This is a genomic window from Enterobacter sp. SLBN-59, from assembly GCF_024807915.1.
Taxonomy (GTDB): Bacteria; Pseudomonadota; Gammaproteobacteria; order Enterobacterales; family Enterobacteriaceae; genus Enterobacter; species Enterobacter asburiae_B.
This window is the reverse complement of the sequence record NZ_JANUFI010000001.1, coordinates 2,008,472-2,029,235: the sequence shown is the minus strand read 5'-3', so window position 1 is coordinate 2,029,235 and position 20,764 is coordinate 2,008,472. Positions and strand designations below refer to the sequence as shown.

Genomic DNA, 20,764 nt, shown 5'->3' with positions numbered 1-20,764 from the left:
ATGCAGGATGAGATTTACATGGCGCGAGCCATGAAGCTGGCGCAGCGCGGTCGTTTTACCACCCATCCCAACCCGAACGTCGGGTGCGTTATCGTTAAAGATGGCGAGATCGTGGGGGAGGGGTTTCACTATCGTGCCGGCGAGCCGCATGCCGAGGTTCATGCGTTGCGCATGGCGGGTGAGAAGGCGCGCGGCGCCACAGCCTACGTCACGCTGGAGCCCTGCAGCCATCACGGGCGTACGCCGCCGTGCTGCGAAGCGCTGATCGCGGCAGGCGTTTCACGCGTGGTCGCATCGATGCAGGACCCGAATCCGCAGGTTGCCGGACGCGGTTTGTATCGCCTGCAGCAGGAAGGCATCGACGTCAGCCATGGGCTGATGATGCAGGATGCGGAAGCGATCAACAAAGGCTTTCTGAAGCGCATGCGCACGGGGTTCCCGTATATTCAGCTCAAGCTGGGCGCCTCGCTGGACGGTCGTACGGCGATGGCAAACGGCGAAAGCCAGTGGGTAACCTCACCACAGGCAAGGCGCGATGTGCAACGTCTTCGCGCGCAAAGCCATGCTATTCTCACCAGCAGTGAAACCGTTCTGGCTGACGATCCGGCCATGACCGTGCGCTGGGACGAACTGAATGCCGATACCCAGGCGCTGTACCCGCAGGAGAACCTGCGCCAGCCGCTGCGTATTATCATTGATAGCCAGAACCGCGTGACGCCGGAGCACCGCATCGTGCAGCAGCCGGGTGAAACCTGGATTGCCCGCACTAAAGAAGATGCGCGCGAATGGCCGGAAGGCGTGCGCAGCATTATGGTGCCGGAGCATAACGGTCATCTGGATCTGGTGGTGCTGATGATGCTGCTCGGCAAGCAGCAGGTGAACAGCATCTGGGTGGAAGCGGGGCCAACGCTCGCCGGTGCGCTTTTACAGGCCGGACTGGTGGATGAACTGATTGTTTACGTTGCGCCTAAACTGTTAGGTCACGACGCGCGCGGCCTGTTTGTGCTGCCCGGCCTTGAAAAACTGGCCGACGCACCGCAACTCAAATTTAGCGAGATTCGTCCGGTAGGCCCGGATGTCTGCCTCCACTTAACGACAGCGTAATTGCTCCTGAAATAGGGAAGCAGTGCGCAAAGTATTATGATAAAATCCGCCCCCCTGCGGGGCCAAATGAACCCGTAAAGGAAGAGTATGAACATTATTGAAGCTGCTGTAGCTACCCCGGACGCTCGCGTCGCCATCACCATTGCGCGTTTCAACAACTTCATCAACGACAGCCTGCTGGAAGGTGCGATTGACGCCCTGAAACGTATCGGCCAGGTTAAAGATGACAACATTACCGTTGTTTGGGTTCCAGGCGCTTACGAACTGCCACTGGCGGCGGGCGCGCTGGCGAAAACCGGTAAATACGACGCGGTGATTGCGCTGGGTACCGTTATTCGTGGCGGCACTGCGCACTTCGAATACGTTGCGGGCGGTGCAAGCAACGGTCTGGCACACGTTGCGCAGGATGCTGAAATTCCTGTCGCGTTCGGCGTGCTGACCACCGAAAGTATTGAACAAGCCATCGAACGTGCTGGCACCAAAGCCGGTAACAAAGGTGCAGAAGCTGCACTGACCGCGCTTGAAATGATCAATGTATTGAAAGCCATCAAGGCCTGATTTTTTTGTAAGGGGAATTCCGTGAAACCTGCTGCTCGTCGCCGCGCCCGTGAATGTGCCGTCCAGGCACTTTACTCCTGGCAGTTGTCCCAGAACGACATCGCTGATGTCGAATACCAGTTCCTGTCAGAACAGGACGTAAAAGACGTTGACGTTCTGTACTTCCGCGAACTGCTGTCGGGAGTGGCGACTAATAGCGCGTATCTCGATGGCCTGATGAAGCCATACCTGTCCCGTCTGCTCGAAGAGCTGGGCCAGGTGGAAAAAGCAGTGTTGCGTATCGCGCTGTTTGAGCTGTCTAAACGTGATGATGTGCCGTATAAAGTGGCCATCAACGAAGCGATCGAGCTGGCGAAAACCTTCGGCGCTGAAGACAGCCACAAGTTTGTAAACGGCGTACTTGATAAAGCAGCACCTGCGATCCGTCCCCACAAAAAGTGATCCGCAAACCGGAGTTCTGCATTGCCTGACGGGCAGTGCGGCTCCGGTTTTTTCTTTTATTTGCTGAGGCATAACGTATGGCATGCGGCGAATTCTCCCTGATTGCCCGTTATTTCGACCGTGTCAGAACCTCTCGTCTTGATGTTGAAACCGGCATTGGCGATGACTGTGCACTTCTCAATATTCCCGAAAAACAGACGCTGGCAATCAGCACCGACACCCTGGTGTGCGGCCGTCATTTCTTACCGGATATCGATCCTGCCGATCTGGCGTATAAAGCCCTGGCGGTTAACGTCAGCGATCTGGCGGCGATGGGGGCCGATCCCGCGTGGCTGACGCTGGCTCTGACCCTGCCTGAGGTAGATGAAGCCTGGCTGGAAGCCTTTAGCGATGCGCTGTTTGAGCAGCTTAGCTATTACGATATGCAGCTGATTGGCGGCGATACGACTGCCGGTCCGCTGTCGATGACGCTGGCGATCCATGGCTACGTGCCGCTCGGCCGCGCGCTGAAGCGCTCAGGTGCAAAACCGGGCGACTGGATCTACGTGACCGGTACGCCGGGCGACAGCGCGGCAGGGCTGGCGATCCTTCAGAATCGTTTAACGGTTGAAAATGCTGACGACGCGGCGTATCTGGTGAAACGCCATCTGCGGCCAACGCCGCGTATTTTGCACGGCCAGGCGCTGCGCGAACGGGCAAGCTCGGCTATCGATCTCTCTGACGGGCTGATCTCGGATCTCGGGCATATCCTGAAGGCCAGTGGCGTAGGCGCGCGCGTTGACCTGGATCTCTTCCCGCTGTCGGAGCAACTGCTTCGCCATGTAGAGCCTGAGCAGGCCCTGCGCTGGGCGCTGTCCGGTGGTGAAGACTATGAGCTGTGCTTCACGGTGCCAGAGCTCAACCGTGGAACGCTGGACGTGGCGTTAGCGCATCTCGGCGCGAAGTTTACCTGCATCGGTCAGATCATGCCGGAGAGCGAAGGGCTGAAGTTTGTGAAAGACGGTGCGCCCGTTACGCTGGACTGGAAAGGATACGATCACTTCGCGTGAGTTTGTGCGCGCTGTACTGCCGGGTGGCGGCTTCGCCTTACCCGGCCTACAAAAGATGTGATTACTTAAACCCCACCGCCGGGTGGGGCTGATACGGTGTTTCCAGCTCGGCAACCTGCTCCGGCGTCAGCGTGATATCCACCGCATTCAGCAGCTCATCCAGCTGTTCTTCCCGCGACGTTCCAATAATCGGCGCTGCGACCCCGCGCTTGCCCAGCAGCCACGCCAGGGCCACCTGAGCGCGGGTTGCACCGGTATCGTCGGCGATCCCGGCTAAACGTTCGGCAATCAGCGCATCGCTGGCTTCTGTACCGGAATAAAGTTTTTTTCCCACTTCATCCGATACCAGGCGAGCCGTGGTTTCCCCCCACGGGCGGGTCAGGCGGCCGCGCGCCAGCGGGCTCCACGGGATCACCGCCACGCCCTCCTGATGGCACAGCGGCAGCATCTCGCGTTCTTCTTCACGATAGATCAGATTGTAGTGATCCTGCATGGTGACAAAGCGCGCCCAGCCGTGCTGCGCCTGGAGATCCAGCGCCTGAGCAAACTGCGACGCGTGCATAGACGATGCGCCGATGTAGCGCGCTTTCCCGGCTTTCACCACGTCGTTCAGCGCTTCAAGGGTCTCTTCAATGGGCGTGTTGTAATCCCAGCGGTGAATCTGCAGCAGGTCGACGTAATCCATGTTCAGGCGTCTGAGGCTGTCATCAATGGAGCGCAGGATCTGCGCGCGAGAAAGGCCCTCAGCCAGGTCGCCCACCGGGTAGTAGACCTTGGTGGCGACGACGACGTCATCACGGCGGGCAAAGTCGCGCAGTGCGCGGCCGACAATTTCCTCGCTGCTGCCGTCGGAGTAGCTGTTGGCGGTGTCAAAGAAGTTAATGCCGCCCTCGATGGCGCGTTTGATAATCGGACGGCTGCTCTCTTCCGGCAGCGTCCAGGCGTGGTTTCCCCGATCGGGCTCGCCAAAGGTCATGCAGCCCAGGCAAAGTCGGGAAACCTTAAGGTCCGTTTTTCCTAATGTTGTGTATTGCACGGTTCCGCTCCTGCTGTTTAAACATCAGCTTTAAGCATAGCAGGAGCGGAAAAGGGGGAAGGGTCAGTCCAGCCAGGTACGGATTTTGGCTTCGATACCGGCGGCGTCCAGGCCTATCGCCGCACGGGCTTCGTCCTGAGTACCTTGCGGAATGAAGCGATCCGGCAGGCCGAGGTTCAGCACCGGCACGGCTTTACGGTTCGCCATCAGCACCTCATTCACGCCGCTGCCCGCGCCGCCCATGATGGCGTTTTCTTCCAGCGTGACCAGCACGTCGTGGGTCTCAGCCATACTCAGGATCAGAGAGTCGTCGAGCGGCTTCACAAAGCGCATGTCCACCAGGGTGGCATTCAGCGCTTCAGCCGCTTTCGCGGCCTCGGGCATCAGCGTGCCGAAGTTCAGGATTGCCACTTTCTCACCGCGACGCTTCACCAGACCTTTACCGATCGGCAGTTTTTCCAGCGGCTGCAGCTCAACGCCTACCGCATTGCCGCGCGGGTAGCGGACGGCGCTTGGGCCATCCTGATAGTGATAGCCGGTAAACAGCATCTGACGACATTCGTTCTCGTCGCTTGGCGTCATGACAACCATATCCGGAATACAGCGCAGGAAGGAGAGATCAAACGCGCCCTGGTGCGTCTGGCCGTCGGCACCGACGATGCCCGCACGATCGATAGCAAACAGTACCGGCAGCTTCTGAATCGCCACGTCATGGATCACCTGATCGTAGGCGCGCTGCAGGAAGGTGGAATAGATCGCGACAACCGGCTTGTAGCCACCAATGGCCAGGCCCGCAGCAAACGTCACCGCATGCTGCTCGGCAATGGCGACGTCAAAATACTGGTCAGGGTATTTTCTGGAGAACTCCACCATGCCGGAGCCTTCACGCATGGCCGGGGTGATCGCCATCAGCTTGTTGTCTTTGGCTGCGGTTTCGCACAGCCAGTCGCCGAAGATTTTGGAATAGCTCGGCATGCCGCCGCTGCTTTTTGGCAGACAGCCGCTGGACGGGTCAAATTTCGGTACCGCGTGGAAGGTGATCGGATCTTTTTCCGCCGGTTCGTAACCGCGCCCTTTTTTAGTCATGATATGCAGGAACTGCGGGCCTTTCAGGTCGCGCATGTTCTTGAGCGTGGTCACCAGGCCCAGCACGTCGTGACCGTCAACCGGGCCAATATAGTTAAAGCCCAGCTCTTCAAACAGGGTGCCCGGCACCACCATGCCTTTGATGTGTTCTTCGGTACGCTTGAGCAGCTCTTTAATCGGCGGTACGCCGGAGAAGACTTTCTTGCCGCCTTCGCGCAGCGAGGAGTAAAGCTTGCCGGAGAGCAGCTGGGCCAGATGGTTGTTCAGCGCGCCGACGTTCTCGGAGATCGACATTTCGTTATCGTTGAGGATAACCAGCATGTCCGGCTTGATATCGCCCGCGTGGTTCATGGCTTCGAAGGCCATACCGGCGGTAATGGCGCCGTCGCCAATCACGCAGACGGTGCGGCGCTGCTTGTTCTCTTTCTCGGCGGCAACGGCAATACCGATGCCCGCAGAAATGGAGGTGGAGGAGTGGCCGACGCTCAGCACGTCGTACTCGCTCTCACCGCGCCACGGGAACGGGTGCAGGCCGTCTTTCTGACGAATGGTGCCAATTTTATCGCGACGTCCGGTCAGAATTTTGTGCGGATAGGCCTGGTGTCCCACGTCCCAGATGAGCTGATCGAACGGCGTGTTATAGACGTAGTGCAGCGCCACGGTCAGCTCTACCGTGCCAAGCCCGGAGGCGAAATGGCCGCTGGAGCGGCTTACGCTGTCGAGCAGGTAGCGACGCAGCTCGTCGCACAGCTTCGGCAGGCTCTCTTTCGGCAACAGACGTAACTCCTGGGTGGAGTCAACTAACGCCAGTGTCGGGTATTTGGCAATATCAAAACTCATCAAAGGCTCATCGAGATATATAGTTTATTTATCACGCTGGATTATATAGTCCGCTAGCGCTTCCAGTGCCGAGGTATCCAGCGATTGCGCGGCCAGTTCATTTAGCGACTGGCGGGCATCGTCAATCAGATCCCGGGCTTTACGTTGGGCTTGCTCAAGACCCAGCAGGGCGGGGTAGGTACTTTTGCCAAGCTGCTGGTCCGCACCCTGACGTTTACCCAATGTTGCAGTATCGCCCACCACATCCAGAATGTCATCCTGAACCTGGAACGCCAGACCGATACTTTCTGCGTATCTGTCCAGAATCGGCAGGGCTTTGCGCCCTTGTTCACCCGCGCTCAGCGCGCCCAGGCGAACGGCGGAACGAATCAACGCCCCGGTTTTATGGCGATGAATACGCTCCAGCTGTTCCAGATTAACCTGACGTCCTTCCGCTTCAAGATCCAGCGCCTGTCCGCCGCACATGCCGGCCACGCCGCTGGCCATTGCCAGCTCGGAGATCATCGCCAGGCGGTCGCGGTCGGCCACTTCCGCCATCGGCGCATCGCTCAAAATCGAGAATGCCAGCGTTTGCAGGGCATCACCCGCCAGAATGGCATTCGCCTCGCCAAACTTGATATGGCAGGTGGGTTGACCCCGACGCAAATCGTCGTCGTCCATGGCCGGGAGATCGTCGTGGATCAGCGAGTAGGCGTGGATACACTCCACGGCGGCTGCCGGGGCGTCCAGCGTGTTATCGCTGATGCCAAACATATTGCCTGTGGCGTAGACCAGGAACGGGCGCAGGCGCTTTCCACCCAAGAGTGCGCCATAGTGCATGGCTTCAACCAGTGGAGTGTTCTGAAAAGGCTGTGGCGCAATAAAACGGCGCAGGGCGTCGTTGGCGCGTACGACACGCGCCTGAAGCTCGTTGGCAAAATCCATTTACTCGGCGTCCGGTGTGAAAGGCGTGGTTTTCGCGTCTTCGCTGTCGGAAAGCAGGATCTGCACGCGCTGCTCGGCCTGCTGCAGTTTGACCTGCCCCTGGCGCGCCAGCTGCACGCCACGCTCGAATTCGTTGAGCGCCTCTTCCAGCGGGAGATCGCCGCTTTCAAGACGGGTAACGATTTGCTCCAGTTCACTCAGCGCAGTTTCGAAACTGGCCGGTGCGTCGTTCTTCTTCGGCATAGTGAATTGACTCTTATATTCTCAGCCCCGACATGGTAACGGACTCAGGGCAATTATCAAATAACGCGCAATGTGCACAGGAGCGGCGCGATGGTGGTATACTTGCGCGCCTGGATGCAGCCACGGGTGTGGGCTGCTGTACTCTTTTCCATTACAAGCCTTAATACGCTTGCCTAAGAAACATTGCCGCCATGAAGTTTATCATTAAATTGTTCCCTGAAATCACCATCAAAAGCCAATCTGTGCGTTTGCGCTTTATTAAAATTCTCACCGGGAACATTCGTAACGTATTAAAGCACTACGACGAAACCCTCGCCGTGGTGCGCCACTGGGACCACGTAGAGGTCCGTGCGAAAGACGAAAACAAACGTCAGGATATTCGCGACGCGCTGACCCGTATTCCGGGGATCCACCATATCCTGGAAGTGGAAGATGTTCCGTTCAGCGATATGCACGACATCTTCGAGAAAGCGCTGGTCCAGTACCGCGACCAGATCGAAGGCAAAACCTTCTGCGTGCGCGTGAAGCGTCGCGGCAAGCACGAGTTCAGCTCTATTGAAGTGGAACGTTACGTCGGCGGCGGTTTGAACCAGCACGTTGAAACGGCGCGCGTTCGTCTGACCAACCCGGACGTAACCGTGAACCTGGAGATCGAAAACGATCGCCTGCTGCTGGTGAAAGGGCGCTATGAAGGTATCGGCGGCTTCCCGATTGGCACCCAGGAAGACGTATTGTCCCTGATCTCCGGCGGCTTCGACTCCGGCGTCTCCAGCTATATGCTGATGCGTCGCGGCTGCCGTGTGCACTACTGCTTCTTCAACCTGGGCGGCGCGGCGCACGAAATCGGCGTTCGTCAGGTCGCGCATTACCTGTGGAACCGCTTCGGCAGCTCCCACCGCGTGCGTTTCGTGGCGATCAACTTCGAACCTGTCGTCGGCGAAATCCTCGAAAAAGTGGACGACGGCCAGATGGGCGTGGTGCTGAAGCGCATGATGGTGCGTGCGGCGTCCAAAGTTGCCGAGCGCTACGGCGTGCAGGCGCTGGTCACCGGTGAAGCGTTGGGCCAGGTATCCAGCCAGACGCTGACCAACCTGCGTCTGATCGACAACGTGTCTGATACGCTGATCCTGCGCCCGCTGATCTCCCACGATAAAGAGCACATCATCGATCTGGCGCGCGAAATCGGCACCGAAGATTTTGCCCGCACCATGCCGGAATACTGCGGCGTGATCTCAAAAAGCCCAACGGTGAAAGCGGTGAAGGCGAAGATCGAAGCGGAAGAAGAGAACTTCGATTTCAGCATTCTGGAAAAAGTGGTGGAGGAAGCCTCCAACATCGACATCCGCGAGATTGCCCAGCAGACCGAGCAGGAAGTCGTTGAAGTTGAAACCGTGAGCGGTTTTGGCGCTAACGATGCGATTCTGGATATCCGCTCCATTGACGAGCAGGATGACAAGCCGCTGCAGGTTGAAGGCGTCGACGTGGTTTCTCTGCCGTTCTATAAGCTGAGCACCAAGTTTGGCGATCTCGACCAGAGCAAAACGTATCTGCTGTGGTGCGAGCGCGGGGTGATGAGTCGCCTGCAGGCGCTGTATCTGCGCGAACAGGGCTTTGCGAACGTGAAGGTGTACCGCCCGTAGTTTATTGCCGGGGAGTGCGGCCTGAAGCCCTCACCCCGGCCCTCTCCCACAGGGAGAGGGAGAACACCTATTCGTAATAATTATAAATCCCCGCCGGCATCACCAGCGACGACGCCACTTCGTACGCTTTCTCGCGCCCGACCAGCAGGTCAATAATCTTTAAGCCAAAATCAATCGCGGTGCCTGGCCCCTGGCTGGTCAGCAGGTTGACGCGCGGGTCCCAGACGACGCGTTTATCCACCCAGTGCTCTTCCGGGATCGTATCCTTCAACCCCGGGAAGCCGGTCATATTGCCGATGGGGAAGATATCGTGCGGAACCAGAACCGTTCCGGCGGCGGCACAGATAGCCGCGACGATGCGGCCGGATAAATGAAACTGACGCACGGTCTCGACCAGCAGCGGGCTGTCGCGAAAACATTCCGCGCCTTTTAAGCCGCCGGGCAGCACGATGATGTCGTAATCGCCGTCAGCCACCTGAACAAGGGGGGCATCCGCGAGGATTTTCACCCCGCGCGAGCAGGTGTTTGTCAGATTACCGTCGCTGGCGACGCTGGCGGTGGTGACCTTAATGCCGCCGCGCACCATCAAATCAATGGTGGTGACCGCTTCCATCTCTTCGCTACCAGGGGCGAGACAGATCAGTGCTGACGCGCTCATATTCACTCTCCTTACGTTTAACAAGGTCATACAGACGGGCGTTTTCCGGCACGGAAATACCGTGCGCGCGGGCGCGTTTTAGCAGATAGCCGGTAATGTAGTCGATCTCCGTGTGGCGTAAAGCCCGAACATCCTGCAGCATCGAGGAGATGTTTTCTGCCGTGCTCTCAATGACCTGCTCGACATAACAGCGTAAATCGTCGGCCGAGGTATGCAGGCCTTCCCGCTCAACGACCGCCGCGACTTCCGCACACAAAATCGCAACGTCCTGCGGATGATTTTTCAGCTCCCCGTTCGGGCAATTCCACAGCGCCGTCAGCGGATTGATCACGCAATTTACCGCCAGCTTGCGCCACAGCTGAGGGCGGATGTTGTTGTGCCAGGCGACGTCCGGCAGCACCTTCTGCAGCACATCGGCAAGATAGCTGTAATCTCCATCCTGAGTTCTGGCGGGCCCGATGTGCGTCACGCCGCTGGCGACATGCACGATGATGTTGCCGTCGCGACGGGCAGCGTGCGTGGTCGTCGCCATCAGCAGGGGCTGCGGGACGCTTTTCAGCTCATCAAGGGTTCCCATGCCGTTATGCAGCAGCAGTATGGGCGAAGTGGGGGGGAGCTGCGCGGCCAGTGTCTTTACCGCGTCTGAGACCTGCCACGCTTTGAGCGTCACCAGTAAAAGATCGCTTTGCGCCAGGAAATCAGGATCGTTCGCGGTGAGGGATTCGTTAAAGATGCTTCCGTCTTCACCAATCAGGTTTACACTGCAATAGGGCTGGGGCACGCGCAGCCAGCCCTGAACCTCATGTCCGTGCTTGCACAGCGCGGTCAGCCACAGCTGACCAAGCGCTCCGCATCCGAGCACCGTAATTTTCATTGTTCCTCCTCACCTGCAACTGCGCCAGGTGTTACAGCTTAATTATACAGCTAAGCTTCTGTTGAGTTATGCCTCGTAGCGGGTATTATGCAACGCAACAAAAGTGAAGGGAGAAGAAAAGATGCCATCTTTCGATATTGTTTCCGAAGTTGATATCCAGGAAGTTCGCAACGGCGTTGAGAACGCAACCCGCGAAGTTGAGTCACGTTTCGATTTTCGTGGCGTTGAGGCGTCGTTTGAGCTGAACGACGCAAATAAGACCATTAAGGTGCTGAGCGAGTCTGATTTCCAGGTGAATCAGCTGCTCGACATTCTGCGCGCCAAGCTGTTAAAGCGCGGCATCGAAGGGACGTCTCTGGACGTGCCGGAAGAGTTTGTGCACAGCGGTAAAAACTGGTTTGTTGAAGCCAGGCTGAAGCAGGGCATCGAGAGCGCGGTGCAGAAGAAGATCGTTAAGCTTATTAAAGACAGCAAGCTGAAGGTGCAGGCGCAGATCCAGGGCGAAGAAATTCGCGTGACCGGTAAGTCCCGCGATGACCTCCAGTCCGTAATGGCGCTGGTGCGCGGCGGCGATCTGGGGCAACCGTTCCAGTTTAAAAACTTCCGCGATTGATATAAAAAAGCCCGGTTTAACCGGGCTTTTTTTCACGCTTTGAGCGCCTGCTCGACCTCGAAGCGGTTGGTCATTTTACTGTCTATTTTGACGTAAGCGCTGCGCTCTTCCGGGACGATGAGCACCTCTGTCACACCCTCTTTGGCTTCCAGACGCTGTTTCAGCGTATCGCTAATCTCAACATCATCCGGGATTTCCACGCGCAGGCTGCTCACGTAGCGCGGCTCTTTCATGGTGCTGGCGACCAGCAGCCAGACTGTCGCCAATAGCGCACCTGCGAGAAACACGGTTTGTGAATCAAACAGGCCGTCCACCCAGCCGCCGAGCGAGCCGCCGATCGCCACGCCGAGAAACTGGCTGGTGGAGTAGATGCCCATCGCCGTGCCTTTGTAGCCGGCGGGGGACTCTTTGCTGATCAGCGACGGCAGCAGCGCTTCCATCAGGTTAAAGGCCAGGAAGAACAGCTGCACGCCGGCAATCAGCTCCCAGAAGTGCGGGCCAGCACCCCAGAGCACAATTTCGGCAATCAGCAGGACCGCCACGCAGCCCACGAAGACGCGCTTCATTTTGCGCTTCACTTCGGCGTAGATGATGAACGGCACGACGGAGACAAACGAAATCAGCATCGTGACCAGATAGATTTTCCAGTGCTCAGCCGCCGGGAAACCCGCTGCGGCAAGCTGGCCGGGCAGGGCGACAAAGGTCGACATCAGCAGGATGTGCAGACACATAATGCCAAAGTTCAGCTTGAGCAGGCGCGGCTCGACAATCACTTTGCTGAAGCAGCCTTTTACCATCCCCGATTCGCGGTTCAGGACGTGGTTTTTGCTGTCCGGCACAACCCACAGGGTTAAGGCAATACCGATGGTTGCCAGCACGGCAATCATCCAGAACAGGGCGTGCAGACCCAGCGTGTGCGTAATGATGGGGCCCAGCACCATCGCAATCGCAAAGGTCACGCCAAAGCTCACGCCGATGAACGCCATCGCTTTAGTACGGTTTTGCTCGCGGGTTAAGTCGGACAGCAGCGCCATCACCGCGGCGGCAATCGCGCCGGAACCCTGCAGGGCGCGGCCGAGAATAATCCCCCAGATGGAGTGGGAGAGGGCGGCAATCACGCTTCCGAGCACAAAGACCAGCAGCCCGCCGACGATCAGCGGCTTTCGGCCCACCCGATCAGAGAGCAGGCCAAAGGGGATCTGGAAAACCGCCTGCGCCAGGCCGTAGATGCCGATCGCGAGGCCAATCAGCGCCTCGCTGGCCCCCTGCAGCGCCATACCGTACGTGGTCAGAACAGGCAGGACCATAAACATGCCAAGCATCCGTAGCGAGAAGACAGTCCCTAAGCCCCAGGTCGCGCGTAGCTCGCCTGGCGTCATTTTATAATCGTTCATTACCACCTCAGTTCAAAAGCAGGCCATAGTGTAGTGCGGGGAAGGGGCGGGGTAAATAAAGGGTTATTTAACAAATATTACATGCGTTATTAGTAGATTCAGTGAATAAAAAAGGGTGCCGAAGCACCCCTTTATTGACCTGTTTGGCTTACCAGACGTAAGTCAGCAGGTTGTGTGAATCTGGCACCATGAAGTCCACGGACATCATCACGGACAGCGAGGTGATGGCCACAATCGAGAACACAAACAGTTTGCGCGCCCAGACTTTGTCATCTTCCACTTTGTAACCGCGCAGCGCCATACCGAGCCACCAGACGCTCACCGCAGCCGCTACCGCCAGATATTTATACCCGGCGTAACCACCCAGAGAGAGCATCAGCGTTGCCACGGCAAAGGCGATGATGTACAGCGTGATGTGGTTCTTGGCAACCGAAATGCCCTTCACGACCGGCAGAACCGGGATGTTCGCTGCCTGATAATCCTTAAAGCGGAAAATCGCGATGGCATAGGAGTGCGGCATCTGCCACAGGCTAAAGATAGCCAGCAGGATCAGCGCACCGCTGTCGAACTCGTTCGTGACCGCGCAGTAGCCAATCACCGGCGGCGCAGCGCCGGAGAGAGAACCAATCAGCGTGCCGTAGACGGAGTGGCGTTTCATATACAGGCTGTAGACGCCCACATACACCACGAACCCCATCACCCCCAGCCAGCAGGCCAGCGGGTTAGCACCAAACCACAGCAGCATAAAGCCAGCAATACCCAGCAAGGTGGCGTACACCAGCGAGACGGAAGGGGCGATCAGGCCTTTCACCAGCACCCGATTTTTGGTCCTTTCCATCTTCTTGTCGATATCCATGTCGATGTAGTTGTTAAATACACAACCGGACGCAACAACCAGTGACACACCGACCAGCGTGTAGATAAAGAGGGTGTAATCAATGCTGCCCTTAGAGGCCAGCAGGAACCCTCCGATCACGGAGATCAGGTTGCCAAAGATGATGCCTGGTTTCGTTACTTGCAGGTATTGCTTAAACATACTCGCCGCTCTTAGTGAACCATCATGTTGTAGTTGAGGTTCCACATAATCCAGATGGAACCGACTACCAGGATAGCGATGATAATCACGGTAAAGATAAAGGCGGTCATATTCCAGCCTTCATCGGACTTGGTGTTCATGTGCAGGAAGCAAACCAGATGCACCAGAATCTGAATCACCGCGGTCACCAGGATTGCACCCAGAATAACCGGTTTAGACGCAGAACCGCTCATCACCATCCAGAACGGGATCACCGTCAGGATGATCGACAGGATGAAACCTGTCATGTAGGTTTTTACGCTACCGTGGGAAGCGCCATGATCGTTTGAATGACTCATTACATCGCCCCCATCAGATATACAACAGAGAACACACAGATCCACACCACGTCCAGGAAGTGCCAGAACAGGCTCAGGCACATGATACGGGTACGGTTAGTGCTGGTCAGGCCGCGACGGGATACCTGGAACATCAGTACCGCCATCCAGATCAGACCAGAGGTCACGTGCAGACCGTGGGTACCGACCAGCGCGAAGAACGCGGACAGGAAGCCACTGCGATCCGGACCGAAACCTTCCAGAATCAGGTGATGGAATTCATAGATTTCCATCCCGATAAATCCAGCACCAAACAGCCAGGTCAACGCCAGCCAGGACACAACCTGGCTCTTGTTGTTTTTGTACATGGCGATAGCCGCCATGCCGTAGGTGATGGAGCTGAATAACAGCAGTGCGGTTTCAACCAGAACGAACGGCAGTTCAAAGATGTCCTTGCCAGCCGGGCCGCCCGCCGTGCCGTTCACCAGAACGGCGTAGGTCGCGAACAGACAGCAGAACAGAATGCAGTCGCTCATCAGGTAGATCCAGAAACCGAAGACTTTGGTCGGTCCTGTATCGTGGTGCGCATGTTCATGCGCGTGGGCAGTTGAGTGCGCCAGAGTATCAGTTGCCATTTTTCAGCCCCGCTTTAGAAATCTCGTCGAAATGCTGATTTTCCAGCTTCTCAACTTCACGGACTGGTACGTAGTAGTCCACGTCCTCGTCAAAGCTCTTCACAATCCAGCTGATTACGATGCCAGCGAAGCCAACAATCGCCATCCACCAGATGTGCCAGATCATTGCGAAACCAAATACCGTTGCGAAGGCGGCAATCACAATGCCCGCACCGCTGTTTTTCGGCATGTGGATTTCTTCGTAATGAGCAGGTTGCTTGTACGCTTCACCTTTTTCTTTCATTTCCCAGAATGCGTCGCGTTCATGAACCTGCGGCACGATGGCAAAGTTATAGAAAGGAGGTGGAGAAGAGGTCGCCCACTCCAGCGTACGGCCACCCCATGGGTCACCGGTCAGGTCACGGTTCTGGTCGCGGTCGCGAATAGACACGTAGAACTGAATCAGCTGAGACGCGATACCGCAGGCAATCAGCACGGCGCCGCCCGCTGCAACCATCAGCATTGGGTGGAACTGCGGATCGATCTGCTGGCTCAGACGACGGGTCATACCCATGAAGCCCAGCACGTACAGCGGCATAAATGCCACGAAGAAGCCGATGATCCAGAACCAGAACGCGCGTTTACCCCATTTTTCGTTCAGCGTGAAGCCGAACGCTTTTGGCCACCAGTAGGTTACGCCAGCGAAGCAGCCGAAGACCACGCCACCGATAATAACGTTATGGAAGTGCGCAATCAGGAACAGGCTGTTGTGCAGAACGAAGTCAGCACCCGGTACCGCCAGCAGTACGCCGGTCATCCCACCTACGGAGAAGGTCACGATGAAGCCGATAGTCCACAGCATCGCTGAGTGGAACACGATACGGCCCTGGTACATGGTGAACAGCCAGTTGAAGATCTTCACCCCGGTAGGGATGGCGATAATCATGGTGGTAATACCGAAGAAGGCGTTTACGTTCGCGCCAGCACCCATGGTGAAGAAGTGGTGCAGCCAAACGATGAACGACAGAACGGTAATACACACGGTTGCCCACACCAGAGAGGTGTAACCAAACAGACGTTTACGCGAGAAGGTTGCCGCGATTTCGGAGAACACACCGAACACAGGCAGAACCAGAATGTACACTTCCGGGTGACCCCAGGCCCAAATCAGGTTGATGTACATCATCATGTTGCCACCCATATCATTCGTGAAGAAATGGGTGCCCAGGTAGCGGTCCAGGGTCAGCAGCGCGATGGTAACGGTCAGAATTGGGAAGGAGGCTATAATCAGGATGTTGGCGCACAGAGATGCCCAGGTAAATACCGGCATCTTGAACATGGTCATGCCAGGGGCACGCATCTTGATAATGGTCACGAAGAAGTTGATACCGGTCAGGGTAGTACCGACACCGGAGAGCTGAAGCGCCCAAATCCAGTAGTCGACGCCAACGCCCGGACTGTACTCAATTCCTGACAGCGGCGGGTAAGCCAGCCAGCCGGTCTGCGCGAATTCGCCCACACCCAGTGACAGGTTAACCAGGATAACGCCGACAACCGTGAACCAGAAGCTCAGGTTGTTCAGGAACGGGAACGCCACGTCGCGCGCGCCGATTTGCAGCGGAACGACAACGTTCATCAGACCGATAACCAGCGGCATCGCCACGAAGAAGATCATGATAACGCCGTGGGCGGTAAAGATCTGATCGTAGTGGTGCGGTGGCAGGAAGCCGGCTTCGCCCGCAGAAGCGAGTGCCTGCTGGCTACGCATCATGATCGCATCCGCAAAGCCACGAATTAACATGACGATACCGACGATGCAGTACATGATACCGAGTTTTTTGTGGTCAACCGAAGTCAGCCACTCGTTCCACAGGTAGCTCCACTTACCGAAGTAAGTGATCAGGGCCAGTAAGGCCGCGCCACCAATGATAATTGCAGCCACCGTAACCACGATAATCGGTTCATGGTAGGGCACTGCATCCAGTGTCAATTTTCCGAACATTTTCTTCCTCGGCCCCTTAGTGAGCGGTTTCCGCGTGGCTCATGTCCATGCCTTCCATACCTTCGTGCGCGCTGTGCTCGCCTTCAGGCTGGGTCATGTCCATGCTCTTGCCGTGATCCATAAATTTGCCAATAACGTCTTTGAACAAATCTGGTTTCACATTAGAGAAGTACTCCACCTTGTTGTATTCGCTTGGTGCAGCCACTTTTTCGAACGCCGCCATGTCAGACATGGTGTTTGGAGACTGCTTCGCTTTTTCAACCCACTGGTCGAAAGCGGCACGGTCTGGCGTCGCAATAGCTTTGAACTTCATACCTGAGAAGCCCGGGCCGCTATAGCTGGCGGAGATACCATCATAGGTGCCTGCTTCATTCGCGATCAGGTGCAGGTTAGTCTGCATACCGGCCATCGCGTAAATCTGGCTACCCAGACGTGGGATGAAGAAGGAGTTCATTACGGAGTTGGAGGTCACTTTGAACTGAACCGGAGTGTTCGCCGGGAAGGCGATTTCATTCACGGTAGCAATACCCTGCTCTGGATAGATGAAGAACCATTTCCAGTCCATGGAGACCACTTCAATGGTAATAGGTTTCTCATCGTGAACCAGCGGTTTGCTTGGCTCAAGTGCGTGAGTGGTTTTCCAGGTCAGTACGGCAAGGAACAGGATGATCAGAATAGGTACCGTCCAGACCACAGCTTCCACTTTATTGGAGTGTGACCAGTTAGGGCTATACTTCGCATCTTTATTGCTCGCACGATACTTCCAGGCGAAACCAACAGCCATCAAAATGGCAGGAATAACCACAATCAACATCAGGCCAAAAGCCGTCAATATCAGTGAACGTTGTTCCAGTCCAATCTGTCCTTTGGGGTCTAGTAGTGCAGAATCGCAGCCACTGAGTAATACAGTGCCCGCGAATAATGACAACCATCCCAAACTTTTATTGTATTTCCCGAGTCTCATTTAACGACCTCAATTCCACGGAGTCTGGTGGCGTTTAAAGTGTGCGGGCATTTTACGGGAAGGTTACATTACTGTAAACATCATTAGGCCTGTGTCAGGAAGGTGTTACCGGGTTCTGCCGCACGTGTCACAAGTGTTGCAAATTATGTCGGTTTTTATGACCGAAGCCGCATGGCATGGGCTTTATAACGAAAGGACCCCCAAGCATACCCTAAAAGGGGCAATTGGTATAACCATTGTTGAAAATAAACAAAAAATTAACAATTAATTATCAATAAAAAGACATCTGAAAAACGAAAAATCAAACTCTCGTATGCTGAATCGTTTAATGAAAAATAGCGGTTTGGAATGGGAGCCAATAATTTCCAAATCCTATCCCGCACAAAACAACAAATATTTTTTTTGCGCCTGGCGGCTATTTCACCGTTATAATTTCAGTTAGTGATTACAACGGGAAATAACCTTTCGCATTTTTCTTCAGGTCATCTGCGTTTTACGCAACGCCATGAAATCGAGCAGACCTCCGATCAGGATCCCGGCGATAGCCAGCAGGGCGCCTGCGTCCAGCAGAAGGGCTTCGAAAGGGAGTACCAGAGAGGTGCTGGCATTGATAATAAGCACCACAAGCCAGAGCGCCAGAGCGATGCAGCCCGCCATTAACAGACGTAGCGCAAAACGGTAGGCGCGGCGATATTCGGTGCGCGGCATAAAATGTTCTGTCCGCTGGGTATATTCCAGCGTCTGACGGCAGACCAGCAGCAATAAAATTCCCGGCACGGCAGCCACGACCGAGAAGAGATAAAATGTTGGCCAGCCATGGGCTTCCACGAACCAGCCGGCAATCGGGCCAACGTACACCCGGCCAACGGCGGAGAGCGCCGAGAGCAGCGCGAACTGGGTAGCGGAAAACGACTTATTGCACAGGGTCATCAGCAGGGCGACAAACGCCGCTGTGCCCATGCCGCCGCAGAGGTTTTCGAAGAACACCGCCGCGGCCATGCTGATCGTATGTTTGTCGGTAATCGACAGCAGCCAGTAGCCTGCGTTAGAGGCGCCCTGAAGGATGCCGAAAATCAGCAGCGCGCGAAACAGCGTCAGGCGCTGCATCAATACGCCGCCATAAAGCGCGCCGACAATCGTCGCAAACAGCCCCAGCGTTTTATTCACCACACCCACTTCACCGGCGTCAAAACCGACGCCCCGGATCAGGAAGGTGGTGGTCAAACTCATGGCAAAGGCATCGCCCAGCTTATAAAGGACGATAAGCAGCAGGATCAGCCAGGCGTTGTTGCGGCCAAAGAAGTCACGAAGAGGTTCGGCGACGGCCTGCTCCAGCGAGCGGGGAACCGGAATAACGTCACTCGGTTCGGGCGCGAACAGCGTCGCGATGATGCAGGGGATCAGCAGGGCGGCCATCAGCCAGTACATGCCCTGCCAGCCGAGGTAACGGTCGGCCAGCCACAGCGCCAGCCCGCCGGAGACCAGCATCCCGAGGCGATAGCCCAGCACGCTGATTGCTGCACCGGCGCCGCGCTCTTCAGCAGGTAACACGTCCGTCTTCCAGGCGTCGAACACGATATCCTGAGAGGCGGAACAGAAGGCAATCACCACCGCAAGCGCTGCCATCCAGCGAAGCTGGGTGGTGGGTTCAAGAAATCCCATCGCCGCAATAGCCAGCAGCAGCAGGATCTGCGTCATCACTAGCCAGCCGCGTCGACGTCCGAGGAAAGGCGGCGTGTAGCGATCCATGACCGGAGACCACAGGAACTTAAAGACATAGGCCTGGCCAACAAGCGAGAAGAAACCGATGGTTTTAAGATCGATGTTCTCAACCGTCATCCACGCCTGAAGCGTGCCGGAAGTGAGCGCGAGGGGTAAACCCGAGGCGAAGCCGAGGATCAGCAGGATCGCTGATTTCGGTTGCTGGAAAATGCGTAAGTAATGGCTGGACATGTTCTTATAAAACTGACCCGGTGATACACCGGGTCAGAGAGCGGGATTAACGCGCGTTCTGCTTGATGAAGTCGTGAATGCTGGTGTCCTGCGCCATATCGGCGATGGTATCGGTCAGCACGCTGTTCACGGCGTTAGCAATGTTCTGGTTAGAAGCCTGGAAGGCACCTTCAACAGAGTAGCTGGCGCGGTAGTTTTTGGTCATCTTGTTGCCATTCTTAGCGGTGGCAATGATGGCGATATCCGCTTTGGTCGCAATGTTGTAGCGCACGTTGCCCTGAGACACGTCAGCGTACAGGTTGTTGACGATGATCTGCAGATCGACCGCGCCGCTTGGGCCAATCATGTAGCCGCGAGCGGTCATCTGTTTCTCCAGCACTTCCTGGAGCAGGAAGCGCAGGTCGCGGGACGCGGTGAGAGTAACCTGCTGGTTATCGCGGGTCACTTTAGCCAGCGCCTGATCCTGACGCTGATCGGCACCGTTAATGCTCACGGTGACGCCCATCAGGCTTGGGTCCTGCTGAGGCAGGGTGATTTTTGGTGAGACATCAATGGTGGTAGGTGGGGTAGCACAGCCTGCCAGCATAAAAAGGGCTACCAACGGAAAGAAGAGTTTTTTTAACATTTTCGGGTTCTCAACGAATCGTAAGCATATAAAGAGAAAAATTGCCGCCATCATAACATCGCCAACGGCGAGGGGAAGTGGTCAACGCATGTAAATTCATCGCCTTGTCCGAAAACTGACCAGATCACCCTTTTTCCCAATCCGTGTATGACAAAACGTATGAGTCTCACAGTGAACTTCATTCGTTTGAATGAGAAAATCAGACGAAAGCTAAATATTTGTTGTCAAGGTGTAATGGAAACGGTAAAAGCGGCTAACATTTAAAGGGATGGGTGACATCCTGGCGTTGTCGGAGGAGTAATTTCATGATGATACGTGAGCATATAGAAGATAAATTAAGGGCAGCGTTCAACCCTGTGTTCCTCGAAGTCGTCGACGAAAGCTATCGTCATAACGTGCCGGCAGGTTCTGAAAGCCACTTTAAAGTGGTTCTGGTTAGCGATCGCTTCACGGGAGAACGTTTCCTGAATCGACACCGCTTGATCTACAGCACCTTGACGGAAGAACTCTCCACGACCGTGCATGCGCTGGCACTGCATACCTACACCATTAAGGAATGGGAAGGCCTGCAGGATACGGTTTTCGCATCGCCGCCCTGTCGCGGTGCAGGCACTATCGCCTGATAAATCGGATTTGCAACGGCTGGAGCTTTTCCAGTATGTTGCTTACAGATTTCCTCAAAACGGCCTCCGGGCCGTTTTGTTTTGTCTGAGTTTTGAGCGAATGGAGCGATTTTAAGACTAAAAATAGCCTTAAAGTGTGAAAAAAGCCGCAGCAACATGCCCCAACCGTT

Annotated in this window: 21 protein-coding genes; 7 read left to right on the top strand and 14 right to left on the bottom strand. The window is 56.0% G+C overall.

The features are described from left to right. The 4 genes from ribD to thiL all read left to right on the top strand — a co-directional run bounded on the left by ribD (window position 1) and on the right by thiL (window position 3,152). Entirely contained in the window at window positions 1-1,104 is a 1,104-nt protein-coding gene (gene ribD, locus M2422_RS09755) for a bifunctional diaminohydroxyphosphoribosylaminopyrimidine deaminase/5-amino-6-(5-phosphoribosylamino)uracil reductase RibD (protein ID WP_039263923.1), read from the top strand. An 87-nt stretch (window positions 1,105-1,191) separates the two neighbouring features. After that, on the top strand, window positions 1,192-1,662 hold the full coding sequence (gene ribE / locus M2422_RS09750; RefSeq protein ID WP_006176874.1) for a 6,7-dimethyl-8-ribityllumazine synthase: 471 nt from the start codon (window positions 1,192-1,194) through the stop codon (window positions 1,660-1,662). 21 nt (window positions 1,663-1,683) lie between these two features. Next, window positions 1,684-2,103, top strand: a complete 420-nt coding sequence (nusB, locus tag M2422_RS09745; RefSeq protein WP_006809908.1) for a transcription antitermination factor NusB — start codon at window positions 1,684-1,686, stop codon at window positions 2,101-2,103. A 77-nt stretch (window positions 2,104-2,180) separates the two neighbouring features. Beyond that, on the top strand, window positions 2,181-3,152 hold the full coding sequence (gene thiL, locus M2422_RS09740) for a thiamine-phosphate kinase (protein ID WP_064673456.1): 972 nt from the start codon (window positions 2,181-2,183) through the stop codon (window positions 3,150-3,152). A gap of 61 nt (window positions 3,153-3,213) precedes the next feature. Here the strand turns inward: thiL and M2422_RS09735 are convergent, their stop codons facing one another. From M2422_RS09735 to xseB, 4 genes are all read right to left on the bottom strand, one after another. Further along, on the bottom strand, window positions 3,214-4,188 hold the full coding sequence (locus tag M2422_RS09735; RefSeq protein WP_064673455.1) for an aldo/keto reductase: 975 nt from the start codon (window positions 4,186-4,188) through the stop codon (window positions 3,214-3,216). Between the two features lie 63 nt (window positions 4,189-4,251). Next, the gene (gene dxs / locus M2422_RS09730; protein ID WP_064673454.1) at window positions 4,252-6,114 is read right to left on the bottom strand and encodes a 1-deoxy-D-xylulose-5-phosphate synthase; all 1,863 of its coding nucleotides are present in this window, start codon (window positions 6,112-6,114) and stop codon (window positions 4,252-4,254) included. 24 nt (window positions 6,115-6,138) lie between these two features. Continuing rightward, window positions 6,139-7,038 (bottom strand): (2E,6E)-farnesyl diphosphate synthase, encoded by a 900-nt coding sequence (ispA, locus tag M2422_RS09725; RefSeq protein ID WP_008503332.1) that lies wholly within the window; start codon window positions 7,036-7,038, stop codon window positions 6,139-6,141. Continuing rightward, window positions 7,039-7,281 carry an exodeoxyribonuclease VII small subunit gene (gene xseB, locus M2422_RS09720; protein ID WP_008503331.1) on the bottom strand — a complete coding sequence of 81 codons (243 nt, stop codon included), beginning with the start codon at window positions 7,279-7,281 and terminating at the stop codon, window positions 7,039-7,041. 191 nt (window positions 7,282-7,472) lie between these two features. On the opposite strand from xseB, the gene thiI reads away from it, so the two are divergent. Further along, window positions 7,473-8,921 carry a tRNA uracil 4-sulfurtransferase ThiI gene (thiI, locus tag M2422_RS09715; RefSeq protein ID WP_048978945.1) on the top strand — a complete coding sequence of 483 codons (1,449 nt, stop codon included), beginning with the start codon at window positions 7,473-7,475 and terminating at the stop codon, window positions 8,919-8,921. Between the two features lie 67 nt (window positions 8,922-8,988). On the opposite strand, the gene yajL is transcribed toward thiI, so the two are convergent. Further along, window positions 8,989-9,579, bottom strand: a complete 591-nt coding sequence (yajL, locus tag M2422_RS09710) for a protein deglycase YajL (protein ID WP_064673453.1) — start codon at window positions 9,577-9,579, stop codon at window positions 8,989-8,991. Beyond that, on the bottom strand, window positions 9,542-10,453 hold the full coding sequence (gene panE / locus M2422_RS09705) for a 2-dehydropantoate 2-reductase (protein WP_064673452.1): 912 nt from the start codon (window positions 10,451-10,453) through the stop codon (window positions 9,542-9,544). The genes yajL and panE overlap by 38 nt, the downstream gene beginning before the upstream one ends. Before the next feature lie 121 nt (window positions 10,454-10,574). Here panE and M2422_RS09700 point away from each other — a divergent pair, with 121 nt between their 5' ends. Next, window positions 10,575-11,066 (top strand): YajQ family cyclic di-GMP-binding protein, encoded by a 492-nt coding sequence (locus M2422_RS09700; RefSeq protein ID WP_033144770.1) that lies wholly within the window; start codon window positions 10,575-10,577, stop codon window positions 11,064-11,066. A 32-nt stretch (window positions 11,067-11,098) separates the two neighbouring features. Here M2422_RS09700 and M2422_RS09695 read toward each other — a convergent pair whose 3' ends face one another. The 8 genes from M2422_RS09695 to M2422_RS09660 all read right to left on the bottom strand — a co-directional run bounded on the left by M2422_RS09695 (window position 11,099) and on the right by M2422_RS09660 (window position 19,971). Next, window positions 11,099-12,460 (bottom strand): MFS transporter, encoded by a 1,362-nt coding sequence (locus M2422_RS09695; protein ID WP_064673451.1) that lies wholly within the window; start codon window positions 12,458-12,460, stop codon window positions 11,099-11,101. 148 nt (window positions 12,461-12,608) lie between these two features. Next, window positions 12,609-13,496: a heme o synthase gene (cyoE, locus tag M2422_RS09690; RefSeq protein ID WP_013095848.1), complete on the bottom strand. Its 888-nt coding sequence runs from the start codon at window positions 13,494-13,496 to the stop codon at window positions 12,609-12,611. An 11-nt stretch (window positions 13,497-13,507) separates the two neighbouring features. Then, window positions 13,508-13,834: a cytochrome o ubiquinol oxidase subunit IV gene (locus M2422_RS09685; RefSeq protein WP_006176899.1), complete on the bottom strand. Its 327-nt coding sequence runs from the start codon at window positions 13,832-13,834 to the stop codon at window positions 13,508-13,510. Next, window positions 13,834-14,448, bottom strand: coding sequence for a cytochrome o ubiquinol oxidase subunit III (locus tag M2422_RS09680; protein ID WP_023334703.1), 615 nt, complete (start codon window positions 14,446-14,448; stop codon window positions 13,834-13,836). The genes M2422_RS09685 and M2422_RS09680 overlap by 1 nt, the downstream gene beginning before the upstream one ends. After that, window positions 14,438-16,429, bottom strand: a complete 1,992-nt coding sequence (cyoB, locus tag M2422_RS09675; RefSeq protein ID WP_014168864.1) for a cytochrome o ubiquinol oxidase subunit I — start codon at window positions 16,427-16,429, stop codon at window positions 14,438-14,440. Before cyoB ends, M2422_RS09680 begins: the two co-directional genes overlap by 11 nt. A gap of 16 nt (window positions 16,430-16,445) precedes the next feature. Next, the gene (cyoA, locus tag M2422_RS09670) at window positions 16,446-17,393 is read right to left on the bottom strand and encodes a cytochrome o ubiquinol oxidase subunit II (protein WP_014882770.1); all 948 of its coding nucleotides are present in this window, start codon (window positions 17,391-17,393) and stop codon (window positions 16,446-16,448) included. A 477-nt stretch (window positions 17,394-17,870) separates the two neighbouring features. Beyond that, the gene (ampG, locus tag M2422_RS09665; RefSeq protein ID WP_023310567.1) at window positions 17,871-19,346 is read right to left on the bottom strand and encodes a muropeptide MFS transporter AmpG; all 1,476 of its coding nucleotides are present in this window, start codon (window positions 19,344-19,346) and stop codon (window positions 17,871-17,873) included. A 46-nt stretch (window positions 19,347-19,392) separates the two neighbouring features. After that, window positions 19,393-19,971 (bottom strand): lipoprotein, encoded by a 579-nt coding sequence (locus M2422_RS09660; protein ID WP_023310568.1) that lies wholly within the window; start codon window positions 19,969-19,971, stop codon window positions 19,393-19,395. Between the two features lie 305 nt (window positions 19,972-20,276). On the opposite strand from M2422_RS09660, the gene bolA reads away from it, so the two are divergent. Then, the gene (gene bolA / locus M2422_RS09655; RefSeq protein ID WP_021241655.1) at window positions 20,277-20,594 is read left to right on the top strand and encodes a transcriptional regulator BolA; all 318 of its coding nucleotides are present in this window, start codon (window positions 20,277-20,279) and stop codon (window positions 20,592-20,594) included. Window positions 20,595-20,764: the final 170 nt, after the last annotated feature.

Coding starts and splice junctions, on each gene's coding strand:
- M2422_RS09660 (WP_023310568.1), bottom strand. CDS start 19,971: ATGTTAAAAAAACTCTTCTTTCCGTTGGTAGCCCTTTTTATGCTGGCA.
- M2422_RS09680 (WP_023334703.1), bottom strand. CDS start 14,448: ATGGCAACTGATACTCTGGCGCACTCAACTGCCCACGCGCATGAACAT.
- cyoA (WP_014882770.1), bottom strand. CDS start 17,393: ATGAGACTCGGGAAATACAATAAAAGTTTGGGATGGTTGTCATTATTC.
- bolA (WP_021241655.1), top strand. CDS start 20,277: ATGATGATACGTGAGCATATAGAAGATAAATTAAGGGCAGCGTTCAAC.
- panE (WP_064673452.1), bottom strand. CDS start 10,453: ATGAAAATTACGGTGCTCGGATGCGGAGCGCTTGGTCAGCTGTGGCTG.
- M2422_RS09685 (WP_006176899.1), bottom strand. CDS start 13,834: ATGAGTCATTCAAACGATCATGGCGCTTCCCACGGTAGCGTAAAAACC.
- xseB (WP_008503331.1), bottom strand. CDS start 7,281: ATGCCGAAGAAGAACGACGCACCGGCCAGTTTCGAAACTGCGCTGAGT.
- ispA (WP_008503332.1), bottom strand. CDS start 7,038: ATGGATTTTGCCAACGAGCTTCAGGCGCGTGTCGTACGCGCCAACGAC.
- thiL (WP_064673456.1), top strand. CDS start 2,181: ATGGCATGCGGCGAATTCTCCCTGATTGCCCGTTATTTCGACCGTGTC.
- thiI (WP_048978945.1), top strand. CDS start 7,473: ATGAAGTTTATCATTAAATTGTTCCCTGAAATCACCATCAAAAGCCAA.
- ampG (WP_023310567.1), bottom strand. CDS start 19,346: ATGTCCAGCCATTACTTACGCATTTTCCAGCAACCGAAATCAGCGATC.
- M2422_RS09700 (WP_033144770.1), top strand. CDS start 10,575: ATGCCATCTTTCGATATTGTTTCCGAAGTTGATATCCAGGAAGTTCGC.
- cyoE (WP_013095848.1), bottom strand. CDS start 13,496: ATGTTTAAGCAATACCTGCAAGTAACGAAACCAGGCATCATCTTTGGC.
- yajL (WP_064673453.1), bottom strand. CDS start 9,579: ATGAGCGCGTCAGCACTGATCTGTCTCGCCCCTGGTAGCGAAGAGATG.
- M2422_RS09695 (WP_064673451.1), bottom strand. CDS start 12,460: ATGAACGATTATAAAATGACGCCAGGCGAGCTACGCGCGACCTGGGGC.
- cyoB (WP_014168864.1), bottom strand. CDS start 16,429: ATGTTCGGAAAATTGACACTGGATGCAGTGCCCTACCATGAACCGATT.
- ribD (WP_039263923.1), top strand. CDS start 1: ATGCAGGATGAGATTTACATGGCGCGAGCCATGAAGCTGGCGCAGCGC.
- dxs (WP_064673454.1), bottom strand. CDS start 6,114: ATGAGTTTTGATATTGCCAAATACCCGACACTGGCGTTAGTTGACTCC.
- ribE (WP_006176874.1), top strand. CDS start 1,192: ATGAACATTATTGAAGCTGCTGTAGCTACCCCGGACGCTCGCGTCGCC.